The 12,820-nt window shown below is 59.8% G+C and carries 10 protein-coding genes; 6 read left to right on the top strand and 4 right to left on the bottom strand.

Going from position 1 to position 12,820, the window contains the following annotated elements; all coding sequences use genetic code 11:
- Positions 1 to 45: 45 nt before the first annotated feature.
- The 4 genes from AACY18_RS23315 to gatC form a co-directional block, all read right to left on the bottom strand.
- Complete coding sequence (locus AACY18_RS23315) at positions 46 to 420, bottom strand: septal ring lytic transglycosylase RlpA family protein (protein ID WP_339431739.1); 375 nt, start codon at positions 418 to 420, stop codon at positions 46 to 48.
- A 145-nt stretch (positions 421 to 565) separates the two neighbouring features.
- Positions 566 to 2,011, bottom strand: coding sequence for an Asp-tRNA(Asn)/Glu-tRNA(Gln) amidotransferase subunit GatB (gene gatB, locus AACY18_RS23310; RefSeq protein ID WP_339431740.1), 1,446 nt, complete (start codon positions 2,009 to 2,011; stop codon positions 566 to 568).
- 10 nt (positions 2,012 to 2,021) lie between these two features.
- Entirely contained in the window at positions 2,022 to 3,473 is a 1,452-nt protein-coding gene (gene gatA / locus AACY18_RS23305; protein ID WP_339431741.1) for an Asp-tRNA(Asn)/Glu-tRNA(Gln) amidotransferase subunit GatA, read from the bottom strand.
- Between the two features lie 16 nt (positions 3,474 to 3,489).
- On the bottom strand, positions 3,490 to 3,777 hold the full coding sequence (gene gatC, locus AACY18_RS23300; protein ID WP_007915356.1) for an Asp-tRNA(Asn)/Glu-tRNA(Gln) amidotransferase subunit GatC: 288 nt from the start codon (positions 3,775 to 3,777) through the stop codon (positions 3,490 to 3,492).
- Positions 3,778 to 3,988: 211 nt separating this feature from the next.
- Here gatC and mreB point away from each other — a divergent pair, with 211 nt between their 5' ends.
- The 6 genes from mreB (at position 3,989) to AACY18_RS23270 (ending at position 12,797) form a co-directional block, all read left to right on the top strand.
- Complete coding sequence (gene mreB / locus AACY18_RS23295; protein ID WP_015093487.1) at positions 3,989 to 5,026, top strand: rod shape-determining protein MreB; 1,038 nt, start codon at positions 3,989 to 3,991, stop codon at positions 5,024 to 5,026.
- 141 nt (positions 5,027 to 5,167) lie between these two features.
- Positions 5,168 to 6,274 carry a rod shape-determining protein MreC gene (gene mreC / locus AACY18_RS23290; RefSeq protein ID WP_339431776.1) on the top strand — a complete coding sequence of 369 codons (1,107 nt, stop codon included), beginning with the start codon at positions 5,168 to 5,170 and terminating at the stop codon, positions 6,272 to 6,274.
- A complete protein-coding gene (mreD, locus tag AACY18_RS23285) occupies positions 6,274 to 6,765 on the top strand; it encodes a rod shape-determining protein MreD (RefSeq protein ID WP_339431742.1) in 492 nt (163 codons plus the stop codon). Before mreC ends, mreD begins: the two co-directional genes overlap by 1 nt.
- 37 nt (positions 6,766 to 6,802) lie before the next feature.
- Complete coding sequence (locus tag AACY18_RS23280; protein ID WP_339431743.1) at positions 6,803 to 7,399, top strand: Maf family protein; 597 nt, start codon at positions 6,803 to 6,805, stop codon at positions 7,397 to 7,399.
- A 58-nt stretch (positions 7,400 to 7,457) separates the two neighbouring features.
- Positions 7,458 to 8,915 (top strand): ribonuclease G, encoded by a 1,458-nt coding sequence (gene rng, locus AACY18_RS23275; RefSeq protein ID WP_339431744.1) that lies wholly within the window; start codon positions 7,458 to 7,460, stop codon positions 8,913 to 8,915.
- 75 nt (positions 8,916 to 8,990) lie between these two features.
- Positions 8,991 to 12,797 (top strand): YhdP family protein, encoded by a 3,807-nt coding sequence (locus tag AACY18_RS23270; protein ID WP_339466233.1) that lies wholly within the window; start codon positions 8,991 to 8,993, stop codon positions 12,795 to 12,797.
- The last annotated feature ends 23 nt before the right edge of the window (positions 12,798 to 12,820 follow it).

The following is a 12,820-nucleotide window of genomic DNA, read 5'->3' as shown; positions in this document are numbered from 1 at the left end:
CTGAGCAGTGGTAGGTCGGTCAGTGCGAAAATGGTCGGTGCTCCATCAGTTGTCGAGGGCCTGCACGCGAACCCGTGCGGTGCCGCTGCGCAGCATACCGAGTTGTTCGGCTGCCTCGCGAGACACATCGATCAACCGCCCACGGGTATGCGGGCCGCGATCGTTGATGCGGACTACGACCGATTCATCGTTTTTCAGGTTGGTGACCTTCACCCGGGTGCCAAAGGGGAGCTGGCGATGGGCGGCGGTCAGGGCATTCTGGTTGAACGGCTCGCCACTGGCGGTCCGTTTTCCGTGGTGTCTGGCACCGTAATAGGAGGCGACGCCGGTCTGGTCGTAACCGTGCGGGTCGATGATGTCGGTGCTGGCGCAACCGGCCAGTATAGAGAGCAGGGTGAAGGCGCCGAGCAGACGTTTCATTCAAAGGCTCCACAAAACAAATGTGGGGGCGGCGGTGCGACGAGGGGGTCACATTCAACAGCTTTGCTGACTGTCAGACCGCTTTCGCGAGCAAGCCCGCTCCCACAGGGGATGGAGCCAGACCTACGTTCTGGCTCCGTTTGCATCAGCCTTCGAGCTTGCTTTTGAGCAGTTCGTTCACTTGCTGCGGGTTGGCCTTGCCCTTGGAGGCTTTCATGGCCTGGCCGACGAAGAAGCCGAACATCTTGCCGCGCTTGGCTTCGTCTGCCGCGCGGTATTGCTCGACCTGCTCGGCGTTGGCCGCGAGCATTTCGTCCAGCACTGCCGAGATCGCGCCGCTGTCGGTCACTTGCTTGAGGCCGCGCTTTTCGATGATCTCGTCAGCGCTGCCTTCACCGTTGGCCATCGCTTCGAACACTACCTTGGCGATTTTGCCGGAGATGGTGTTGTCCTTGATGCGCTGCAACATTCCGCCCAACAGTTCAGCGGAAACCGGCGACTCGTCGATGTCCAGGCCTTGTTTGTTGAGCAGGCTGCCCAACTCGACCATCACCCAGTTCGCCGCCAGTTTGGCGTCGCCGCCGATGGCTGCAACTTTCTCGAAGTAGTCCGCTTGCTCACGGCTGGTGGCCAGCACGTTGGCGTCGTAGGCCGACAGACCGAACTGGCTCTGGAAGCGCTCGCGTTTTTGCGGTGGCAGTTCCGGCAGGGTGGCGCGCACCTCGCCGAGGAACGACTCTTCGATGACCACCGGCAACAGATCCGGATCGGGGAAGTAACGGTAGTCGTTGGCTTCCTCTTTCGAACGCATCGGACGGGTTTCGTCCTTGTTCGGATCGTACAGACGGGTCTGCTGGATCACTTTGCCGCCGTCTTCGATCAGCTCGATCTGACGCTGGATCTCGGAGTTGATCGCCTTCTCGATGAAACGAAACGAGTTGACGTTCTTGATCTCGCAGCGTGTGCCGAACTCAACCTGGCCTTTCGGACGGATCGACACGTTGCAGTCGCAACGCAGCGAACCTTCGGCCATGTTGCCGTCGCAGATGCCCAGATAACGCACCAGCGCGTGGATCGCCTTGACGTAAGCCACGGCTTCCTTGGCGCTGCGCATGTCCGGCTCGGAAACGATTTCCAGCAGCGGCGTACCGGCACGGTTCAGGTCGATGCCGGTGGCGCCGTTGAATTCTTCGTGCAGGCTCTTGCCGGCGTCTTCTTCCAGGTGCGCGCGGGTGATGCCGACACGTTTGACCGTGCCGTCTTCCAGCGCGATGTCCAGATGGCCCTTGCCGACGATCGGCAATTCCATCTGGCTGATCTGGTAGCCCTTCGGCAGGTCAGGGTAGAAGTAGTTTTTACGGGCGAACACGTTGTGTTGACCGATCTGGGCGTCAATCGCCAGACCAAACATCACGGCCATGCGCACGGCTTCCTGGTTCAGCACCGGCAATACGCCGGGCATGCCCAGGTCGATCAGGCTGGCCTGCGTGTTCGGCTCGGAGCCAAACGTGGTGGAACTACCGGAAAAGATTTTCGACCGGGTGGTGAGCTGAGTGTGAATCTCCAGCCCGATCACGACTTCCCATTGCATGTGTGTCTCCTCAGAAGCCGGTTGGGGTGCGAGTGTGCCAGTCGGTGTTCAACTGATACTGGTGCGCAACGTTGAGCAAACGGCCTTCCTGGAAATACGGCGCGAGCAACTGCACGCCCACTGGCAGACCGTCGACAAAACCGGCCGGCATCGACAGGCCCGGCAAGCCCGCGAGGTTGGCGGTGATGGTGTAGACGTCTTCCAGATAAGCCGCGACCGGGTCGCTGTTCTTGGCGCCAAGTTTCCAGGCCGGGTTCGGCGTGGTCGGGCCGAGGATGATGTCGACCTCGTTGAAGGCCGCCATGAAATCGTTCTTCACCAGGCGACGGATCTTCTGCGCTTTGAGGTAGTAGGCATCGTAGTAACCGGCGGACAGTGCGTAGGCACCGACCATGATCCGGCGCTGCACTTCGGTACCGAAACCTTCGCCACGGGAGCGCTTGTACAGGTCGATCAGGTCTTTCGGGTGCTCGCAACGGTGGCCGAAACGCACGCCGTCGAAACGCGACAGGTTGGAGGAGGCCTCTGCCGGCGCGATCACGTAGTACGCAGGAATCGCGTGCTGCATGTTCGGCAGGCTGATGTCCTTGATCACGGCACCGAGCTTCTGCAACTCTTTGATGCTGTTGTGGATCAGCTCGGCAATGCGCGGGTCGAGACCGGCGCTGAAGTATTCCTTCGGCACGCCGATGCGCAGGCCTTGCAGCGACGTATTGAGGCTGGCGGAGTAATCCGGCACGGGCTCATCGATGCTGGTGGAGTCGTTCTGATCGAAGCCGGCCATGCCTTGCAACAAAATAGCGCAGTCTTCGGCAGTGCGCGCCAACGGGCCGCCCTGATCGAGGCTGGAAGCGTAAGCGATCATGCCCCAGCGCGAAACACGACCGTAGGTCGGTTTCAGGCCGGTGAGGTTGGTGAATGCAGCTGGCTGACGGATCGACCCACCCGTGTCAGTGGCGGTCGCCGCTGGCAGCAGACGAGCGGCAACTGCCGCCGCCGAACCACCGGACGAACCGCCCGGCACGTGTTCCAGGTTCCACGGGTTTTTCACCGCGCCGTACCAGCTCGACTCGTTGGCCGAACCCATGGCGAATTCGTCCATGTTGGTCTTGCCCAGGGTCACGGCGCCGGCAGCCGCCAGTTTCGCAACCACGGTGGCGTCGTAGGGCGCTTTGAAGTTGTCGAGCATCTTCGAGCCGCAGCTGGTGCGAATGCCCTGAGTGCAGAACAGGTCTTTGTGAGCGATCGGCGCACCGAGCAGGGCGCCGCTCTCACCGTTGGCACGGCGGGCATCGGCGGCTTTCGCCTGCTCCAGCGCCAGCTCTTCGGTGAGGCTGATGAAACTGTTGAGCTGAGGATCGAGCTGGGTGATACGCGCCAGCAGGACTTTGGTCAGCTCTTCGGAGGAAAACTTTTTATCGGCGAGACCGCGGGCGATCTCGGCCAGAGTCATTTGATGCATTGCAGGCTCTTTCCCTTTAGTCGATGACTTTCGGAACCAGATACAGGCCGTTTTCGACCGCTGGTGCGATGGACTGATAGGCCTCGCGATGATTGCTTTCGGTCACGACGTCGGCGCGCAGGCGCTGACTGGCTTCCAGCGGGTGGGCCAAAGGCTCGATACCGTCGGTATTGACGGCCTGCATTTCGTCGACCAGCCCGAGAATGCTGTTGAGGGCGGAAGTAATGTGCGGAAGATCGGCATCATTAAGGCCAAGACAGGCCAGATGAGCGATTTTTTCCACGTCGGAGCGTTCTAGCGCCATCGGGATTCTCCAGTGGAAAACAGAACGGACGGCGTCCGTGTGTTAGATTGTCGGAACACTACCGCACTTCTACGGTCATAAGGCCGCGATTGTGGGGCTTGGTGCACAGAAAAGCGGCCAATTTAACATATTGGCGCCTTGCCCAAAATCCCTGTCGTTGTTAGAGTTTGCCGCACTTTTTTACCCACGCGTTGCCTAGGGTCCCTTTCCCATGTTCAAGAAACTGCGTGGCATGTTTTCCAGCGATCTTTCCATTGACCTGGGCACTGCCAACACCCTTATTTACGTGCGCGAGCGCGGTATCGTCCTGAATGAACCATCGGTTGTGGCCATTCGGACACACGGTAACCAGAAAAGTGTCGTTGCTGTCGGCACCGAGGCCAAGCGCATGCTCGGCCGTACACCGGGCAACATTGCTGCCATTCGTCCGATGAAGGACGGCGTAATTGCCGACTTCAGCGTCTGCGAAAAGATGCTGCAATACTTTATCAACAAGGTTCACGAAAACAGCTTTCTGCAGCCTAGTCCTCGTGTACTGATCTGCGTTCCATGCAAATCCACCCAGGTTGAGCGTCGCGCCATCCGTGAGTCGGCCCTTGGCGCCGGTGCCCGTGAAGTGTTCCTGATCGAAGAGCCAATGGCTGCTGCGATCGGTGCCGGCCTGCCGGTAGAAGAGGCTCGCGGCTCGATGGTCGTGGATATCGGTGGTGGTACCACTGAAATCGCACTGATCTCTCTGAACGGCGTGGTCTATGCCGAATCCGTGCGCGTTGGCGGCGACCGCTTCGACGAAGCGATCATCACCTACGTGCGCCGTAACTACGGCAGCCTGATCGGTGAATCCACCGCTGAGCGCATCAAGCAGGAAATCGGTACGGCCTACCCGGGTGGCGAAATTCGCGAAGTCGATGTTCGCGGTCGCAACCTGGCCGAAGGCGTTCCACGCGCATTCACCCTGAACTCCAATGAAGTGCTGGAAGCTCTGCAAGAGTCCCTGGCAACCATCGTTCAGGCCGTGAAAAGCGCGCTGGAGCAATCGCCGCCGGAACTGGCTTCCGACATCGCCGAGCGCGGCCTGGTGCTGACCGGTGGTGGCGCGCTGCTGCGTGACCTCGACAAGTTGCTGGCTCAGGAAACCGGTCTGCCGGTGATCGTTGCCGAAGATCCGCTGACCTGTGTTGCTCGCGGCGGTGGCCGTGCATTGGAAATGATGGATAAGCACACCATGGATCTGCTCTCCAGCGAATAAGTCGCCGATTGCAATACGTGGGTGAGCGCGCAGGCAGCACTTTGCAGTGCTGCCTGTTGGCGTTTATCTTCTGTCAGTCTTCATCCAGGCCGGTTTGATGTCGTATGAATAAACAGAACATTTGCCTGGGAGGAGCGGCTTATTAAACCGCTTTTCGCCAAGGGCCCTTCGTTGGGCGTTCGCCTGCTGGTGCTGGCCGTGCTCTCGGTCGCACTGATGGTGGTCGATGCGCGTTTCAGTCTGCTCAAGCCTGCACGCAGCCAGATGTCGCTGGTGCTGATGGACGCTTACTGGATCACTGACCTGCCCGGTCGCTTGTGGGAAGGTGTCGCCAGCCAGTTCGGCAGCCGCACCGAGCTTGTCGCCGAAAACGAAAAACTCAAAACCGAAAACCTGCTGCTGCAGGGTCGCATGCAAAAGCTAGCGGCCCTCACCGAGCAGAACGTTCGGCTGCGCGAGTTGCTCAATTCCTCCGCGCTGGTCAACGAAAAGGTCGAAGTGGCCGAGTTGATCGGCATGGACCCCAATCCCTTCACCCATCGCATCATCATCAATAAAGGTGAGCGCGACGGTGTGGTCCTCGGTCAGCCGGTGCTCGATGCGCGTGGTCTGATGGGGCAGGTGGTCGAGTTGATGCCTTACACCTCCCGTGTATTGCTGTTGACCGACACCACTCACAGCATTCCCGTGCAGGTAAACCGTAACGGTCTGCGGGCGATTGCCAGCGGCACCGGCAACCCGGAGCGCCTGGAACTGCGTCATGTGGCGGATACCGCCGACATCAAGGAAGGCGATCTGCTGGTCAGTTCCGGTCTCGGCCAGCGCTTCCCGGCGGGCTATCCGGTCGCAACCGTGAAAGAAGTGATTCACGATTCCGGCCAGCCGTTTGCCATCGTCCGTGCGGTGCCGACGGCAGCGCTCAATCGTAGCCGCTACATGCTGCTGGTATTCAGCGACAATCGCACCGCCGAAGAGCGCGCCAACGATGCAGCGCAAGCGCAGGAGGATCTGGATGCGCAGGGCGGTGGCCCGATGATGCCGGCGACTGTGCCGAAAACCGCACCCGCAGCGGCTGCAACGCCTGCCGCCACACCTGCAACGCCCGCCGCCGCTGCCGGTGCTACCCCCGTGAAACCACCTGCGAACAAACCGCCCGCCGCTGCAAAACCACCTGCGAACCAACCTGCTGCCCGGCCAGCGGCCAAACCGCCTGTCGCCGCGCCGGCCACCACCGGGAGACAAGAGTAATGGTCGGGGCTACCGCATCGCGAAACGGCTGGATCGTCTGGCTGACATTTCTCATCGGTATGCTGCTCAGCGTGTCGCCGCTACCGCAATTCATGGAAATTCTTCGCCCGCTTTGGCTGGCCTTGCTCCTGACATTCTGGGCGCTGTACATGCCGCATATGGTCGGCATGGTCACCGCGTTCTGTCTGGGGCTGGCTGAAGACGTGCTCTACGGCACGTTGCTTGGGCAAAACGCGCTCATCCTCACGTTGATCACTTTCCTGGTGTTGTCATTGCAACAGCGCCTGCGAATGTTCCCGATGTGGCAGCAGTGTCTGGTTATCCTGGTGATTTTCGGCCTCGCGCAACTCGTCCAGTTGTGGCTCAGCGCTTTGACTGGCAACCGCCAGCCGACCCTGGCGTTGCTGCTGCCGGCACTGGTCAGCGCCTTGCTTTGGCCTTGGATCAGCTTTGCTTTGCGTGGATTGAGCCGGCGCTACAAAATCAATTGATCCGGTGAAGCAAGGCACTGAACAGGGAGATGTTTTGATGAAGCCGCTTTACCTCGCCTCTGGATCGCCGCGTCGGCGTGAGTTGCTCACGCAGATCGGCGTTCCGTTCCACGCCATCAGCGCGGACATTGATGAAACCCCTCTCCCTGAAGAATCGCCTTCGGCATACGTTGAGCGCCTGGCACGCGGCAAGGCCGAGGCCGGGCGTCGTACGCTCGCGTCCGACCTGGCATGCTGTGTCCTGGGGGCCGACACCGCCGTGGTGTTCAACGGCAAAATTCTCGGCAAACCGGTGGACGAAGCTGACGCATGCGCCATGCTGATGCTGTTGTCCGGCAAGGAGCATGAAGTGCTGACCGCCATCGCGGTGCTTGAAGACCTGCATTGCGAGTCGCGGGTGGTGCGCAGTCTGGTGCGGTTCCGTCCGATCAGCGGTGAAGAGGCTGGCGCCTATTGGGCCAGCGGCGAACCCCGGGACAAGGCCGGAGGTTACGGCATTCAGGGGCTCGGTGCGGTGTTTGTCGCGGGGCTCAATGGCAGCTATTCGGCGGTGGTCGGGTTGCCTGTTTGCGAAACCGCAGAACTGTTGGGCCATTTCGGCATACCCTGTTGGCAAAACCTGAACGCGCAATGAGCGTCGTATGAATCCAGATGCGGCCATTATCGTGAACATGCCTGAACGAGATCCTGCCATGAGTGAAGAGATTCTGATCAACATCACGCCGATGGAGTCGCGCGTGGCGGTGGTCGAAAACGGTGTGCTGCAAGAAGTCCATGTCGAGCGCACGCAAAAACGCGGGATCGTCGGCAATATCTATAAAGGCAAGATTGTCCGGGTGCTGCCGGGTATGCAGGCTGCGTTCGTTGACATCGGCCTGGATCGTGCAGCGTTCATTCACGCAGCCGAAATCTCCGTGCGTGAAGGCCCGGCGGTGGAGAGCATCAGCGCGCTTGTGCACGAAGGCCAGAGTCTGGTTGTACAAGTCACCAAGGACCCGATCGGCTCCAAAGGCGCGCGTCTGACCACGCAACTGTCGATTCCGTCGCGCTATCTGGTGTACATGCCGCGCACCGCTCACGTCGGTATTTCCCTGAAAATCGAAGAGGAGGCCGAGCGCGAGCGGCTCAAGCAGGTGGTCAGCGACTGCGTGGCCAAAGAAGGCATCAAAGAGGCCGGCGGCTTCATTCTGCGTACCGCCGCCGAAGGTGCCGGGGCCGATGAGATTCTCATGGACATTCGCTACCTGCGACGCCTGTGGGATCAGATCAACGAGCAGATCAAAACCATCGCAGCGCCAAGCGTGATCTACGAAGACCTCGGTCTGGCCCTGCGCACGTTGCGTGATCTGGTTAACCCGAAGATCGAGAAAATCCGCATCGATTCTCGGGAAACCTTCCAGAAAACCACGCAATTCGTCGCCGAACTCATGCCGGAAATCGCCGATCGTCTGGAACACTATCCGGGCGAGCGACCGATTTTCGATCTGTACGGTGTCGAAGACGAAATCCAGAAAGCCCTTGAACGCAAGGTTCCGCTCAAGTCCGGCGGTTATCTGGTAGTCGATCCGGCCGAGGCCATGACCACCATCGACGTCAACACGGGCGCGTTCGTCGGCCATCGCAATCTCGAAGAAACCATCTTCAAGACCAATCTCGAAGCGGCCACCGCGATTGCCCGGCAGATGCGCCTGCGCAATATGGGCGGGATCATCATCATTGACTTCATCGACATGGAAGATGAAGAGCACCAGCGCCAGGTATTGCGCACGCTGGAGAAGCAACTGGAGCGTGATCACGCCAAGACCAACATCATCGGCATCACCGAGTTGGGTCTGGTGCAGATGACTCGCAAGCGCACCCGCGAAAGTCTTGAGCAAGTGCTGTGCGAACCGTGCAGCAGTTGTCAGGGGCGCGGCAAGTTAAAGACGCCGGAGACCATCTGTTACGAGATTTTCCGCGAGATCCTTCGTGAAGCCCGGGCCTATCAGGCCGAGGGTTATCGCGTGTTGGCGAACCAGAAAGTGGTGGATCGTTTGCTTGATGAAGAATCAGGTAACGTCGCCGAGCTTGAAGGGTTTATCGGCCGCACCATACGCTTCCAGGTGGAAACCATGTATTCCCAGGAACAATACGACGTGGTGCTGCTCTGAATTCCTGCATCACCCTTTTTCAACAGCGGCTGGCCTCAGCTTTTCGCAGTTTTTTTGCCATGGGAGCCAACTGACATGGACCGTCTGACACGTATTCTGGCCGCACTCACCCGATGGGGGCTGAGCCTGTGCGCGTTGGTTCTGGTGTTGATGGCGTTGTATGTCAGCCTTGGCCGCGAACTGACGCCGCTGGTGGCCGAATACCGCGCCGAGATCGAAGACAAAGCCAGCACCGCCCTCGGTATGCCACTTCAGATCGGTGAACTGGAGGGTAACTGGAAGGGATTTGCGCCGATCCTGCTGGCCCATGATGTGATGGTCGGTGACGGCGCCAATGCCTTGCGCCTCGATCGGGTGCGGGTGGTGCCGGATCTTTGGGCCAGTCTGCTGGCTCGTGAAGTGCGTATTGCCCATCTGGAACTCAATGGTCTGAAAATCAGCCTCAAGGAAACGCAGGACGGCAGTTGGGCGCTGGAAGGCTTGCCGGTGCAAAAGGATCAGCCACTGGATGCGGAGCAACTGTTCAATCGCTCGCAAATGATTCGGCAGTTGTCTGTCCTCGATAGCCAAGTGACCCTGCAGCCACTGGATCACGCGCCGATGACCCTCACCTATGTTGGTCTCAATCTGAAAACCGGTGCCAGTCGTCAACGCCTCGACGCACGCTTGACCTTGCCTGATGGTCAACCGGTCGCGCTGAGCCTGCGCACGCGGATTCGCGCGGGCCAATGGCAGGACAGCGCCCTGGAAGGCTACGTCAGTCTGCCGCAAAGTGACTGGTCGAAGTGGCTGCCCGAGCGCCTGACCCGGCAATGGAATTTCTCCGAGATCAAGGCCGGCGGCGAGCTTTGGGTGAACTGGGCTGAAGGCACTTTGCAAAGTGCGGCGCTGCGTTTGAATGCCCCGCAACTCAATGGCGCTTACGCCGAGCGCAAGCCGATCCAGATCAACAATCTGGCGCTCAATGCCTACTACGAAAACAGCGCCGATGGCGCCACCGTCACTCTCGATTCGCTGGCGATGAACTTCGGTGAAACCCGTTGGGAATCTCGCGTGCAACTCCAGCAGACACGCGCTACCGACAAGGTCGACGAACGCTGGCATTTGCAGGCCGATCGTCTCGATCTGACACCGATCACGCCGCTCCTCAACGCATTGGGCCCGCTACCGCAGGAGGTTGCCACGGTGGTCGAGCGCCTGAAAGTGACCGGCGTGCTGCGCAACGTGCTGCTGGATTTCCGTCCGAATGCCACTGACGGTACAAAGTTCGGCTTCGCTGCCAACCTCGACAGCGTCGGTTTCGATGCCTATCACGGCGCGCCGGCGGCACGAAATGTCAGCGGTAGCCTGACGGGCAACCTCGACGGTGGCGAGTTGCGCATGGACAGCAAGGATTTCGTCCTGCACCTGGATCCGATTTTCGCCAAACCCTGGCAGTACATTCAGGCCAACGCCCGACTGACCTGGAAGCTCGACAAGGACGGTTTCACTTTGATCGCGCCGTACCTGAAGGTACTGGGCGAAGAAGGCAAGATTGCCGGCGACTTCCTGATCCGCCTGCATTTTGATCACAGCCAGGAAGACTACATGGACCTGCGGGTCGGTCTGGTCGATGGCGACGGTCGCTACACCGCCAAGTACTTGCCGCAAGTCCTCAGCCCGGCACTCGACGAATGGTTGCGCACGGCAATCCTCAAAGGCGCGGTGGATCAGGGCTTCTTCCAGTATCAAGGGTCTCTGAGCAAGAACGCCGGGGACGCCGACCGCAGCATCAGTCTGTTCTTCAAGGTGCATGACGCCGAACTGGCCTTCCAGCCCGGCTGGCCGCATGTGAGCAAGGTCAGTGGCGATGTGTTCATTGAGGACAGTGGTGTGCGAATTCTGGCCAGCGAGGGCCAATTGCTCGACACCCGGATCAGCGACGTTTTCGTCAATATTCCCCATGTGCCTGCCGGACAACATACGCATATGTTCCTTGATGGGGCATTTGCCGGCGGTTTGGGGGATGGACTGAAGATTCTTCAAGACGCACCGATTGGCACGGGTGAAACGTTCGCCGGCTGGGAAGGTGCGGGCGACCTGCAGGGCAAACTCAAACTGGACATCCCGCTGGACAAGGGCGGCGATCAGCCGAAAATCCTGGTCGACTTCACGACTGCCAATGCGCGGCTGAAACTGGCCGAGCCGAAGCTGGAACTGACTCAACTCAAGGGTGATTTCCGTTTCGACAGCGCCAAAGGCCTCAGTGGTCAGAACATTGCGGCGCGAGCGTTCGATAAACCGGTCACCGCGCAAATTTTTGCCGACGGTAGTCCTGGCAAGCTCAAAACCCGGGTCGCGGCATCGGGGCAGGTCGAGGTCAAGAAACTCACCGACTGGCTGGGTGTGACACAGCCGTTGCCAGTGTCCGGGACGATTCCCTATCAGTTGCAACTGAACCTGGACGGCGCCAACAGCCAGTTGATGGTCAGCTCCGGAATGATAGGCGTCGCGGTCGATCTGCCGGCACCGTTCGGCATGGCGGCGGATGTCGGTCGTGACACGGAGTTGCGCATGACCCTGCAGGGGCAGGAGCGGCGTTACTGGGTCAATTACGGTCAACTGGCCAATTTCACCTTTGCCGCGCCGCCGACCCAATTCGCCGAGGGGCGCGGTGAACTGTTCCTCGGTGCAGGCCAAGCCGTGCTGCCGAGCGCCAAGGGCTTGCGAATTCGTGGTGTGCTGTCGGAACTTGATATCGCGCCGTGGCAGGATCTGCTCAACAAGTACGCCGGGCAGGACCCGGGTGGCAGTGCCAAGCAACTGCTCAGTAGCGCTGACTTCAAGGTCGGCAAGTTGACGGCGTTCGGTACCACGCTGGATCAGGCCTCGGTGCAGGTCGATCGTAAATCCGCGGCGTGGAACCTGGCGCTCGACAGTCAGCAGGTCAAAGGCTCTGCCAGCCTTGCCGACGCGAAAAACACGCCGATTGGGGTCAACCTTCAGTATGTGCGTTTGCCGGCACCGGATCCGAAGGAGCAGGCCGACGAGAACTCTCCTGATCCGCTGGCCTCGGTTGATCCTGCGAAAATCCCCGCGCTGGATATCACCATCAATCAACTGTTCCTGGGCCAGGACCTGGTCGGTGGCTGGTCGCTCAAGGTGCGACCGACCGGCAAAGGCATCGCGCTGAATAACCTCGACATGGGCCTCAAAGGCATCCTGTTGCAGGGCAATGGCGGTTGGGAGGGCGCGCCGGGTGCGACCAATAGCTGGTTCAAAGGCCGGATTAGCGGCAAGAACCTTGCCGATGTTCTCAAGGGTTGGGGCTTTGCGCCGAGTGTGACCAGTGAAGAATTCCATATGGATGTCGATGGCCGCTGGCCGGGCTCGCCCGCGTGGCTGGCGACCAAGCGTTTTTCCGGCACTCTGGATGCGTCGCTGAACAAGGGCCAGTTTGTCGAAGTGGAGGGCGGAACACAGGCATTGCGGGTGTTTGGTTTGCTCAACTTCAACGCTATCGGCCGTCGTTTGCGTCTGGATTTCTCCGACTTGTTCGGCAAAGGCTTGAGCTACGACCGCGTCAAAGGATTACTGGTGGCGAACAACGGTGTGTATGTGACCCGCGAACCAATTCGTTTGACCGGGCCTTCGAGTACCTTCGAACTGGACGGTACGCTGGATCTGGTCGCCGATCAGGTTGATGCCAGGTTGTTGGTGACCTTGCCGGTGACCAACAACCTGCCGATTGCCGCACTCATCGTTGGCGCACCGGCGATCGGTGGTGCGCTGTTCCTGATCGACAAGCTGATCGGTGATCGTGTGGCGCGCTTCGCCAGCGTGAAATACACCGTCAAAGGTCCATGGAAAGACCCGAAAATCACGTTCGACAAGCCTTTTTGAACAGCCAGTCCCTGAACCGATGG

The sequence above is a fragment of the Pseudomonas sp. EA_65y_Pfl2_P74 genome (genome assembly GCF_963970575.1).
Lineage (GTDB): Bacteria > Pseudomonadota > Gammaproteobacteria > Pseudomonadales > Pseudomonadaceae > Aquipseudomonas > Aquipseudomonas baetica_A.
This window is presented reverse-complemented; position numbering and strand designations above follow the sequence as displayed.

What these genes read in the sequence shown, in the direction of transcription:
- AACY18_RS23315 (WP_339431739.1), bottom strand. Translation starts at nt 420, where the DNA reads ATGAAACGTCTGCTCGGCGCCTTCACCCTGCTCTCTATACTGGCCGGT.
- gatB (WP_339431740.1), bottom strand. Translation starts at nt 2,011, where the DNA reads ATGCAATGGGAAGTCGTGATCGGGCTGGAGATTCACACTCAGCTCACC.
- gatA (WP_339431741.1), bottom strand. Translation starts at nt 3,473, where the DNA reads ATGCATCAAATGACTCTGGCCGAGATCGCCCGCGGTCTCGCCGATAAA.
- gatC (WP_007915356.1), bottom strand. Translation starts at nt 3,777, where the DNA reads ATGGCGCTAGAACGCTCCGACGTGGAAAAAATCGCTCATCTGGCCTGT.
- mreB (WP_015093487.1), top strand. Translation starts at nt 3,989, where the DNA reads ATGTTCAAGAAACTGCGTGGCATGTTTTCCAGCGATCTTTCCATTGAC.
- mreD (WP_339431742.1), top strand. Translation starts at nt 6,274, where the DNA reads ATGGTCGGGGCTACCGCATCGCGAAACGGCTGGATCGTCTGGCTGACA.
- AACY18_RS23280 (WP_339431743.1), top strand. Translation starts at nt 6,803, where the DNA reads ATGAAGCCGCTTTACCTCGCCTCTGGATCGCCGCGTCGGCGTGAGTTG.
- rng (WP_339431744.1), top strand. Translation starts at nt 7,458, where the DNA reads ATGAGTGAAGAGATTCTGATCAACATCACGCCGATGGAGTCGCGCGTG.
- AACY18_RS23270 (WP_339466233.1), top strand. Translation starts at nt 8,991, where the DNA reads ATGGACCGTCTGACACGTATTCTGGCCGCACTCACCCGATGGGGGCTG.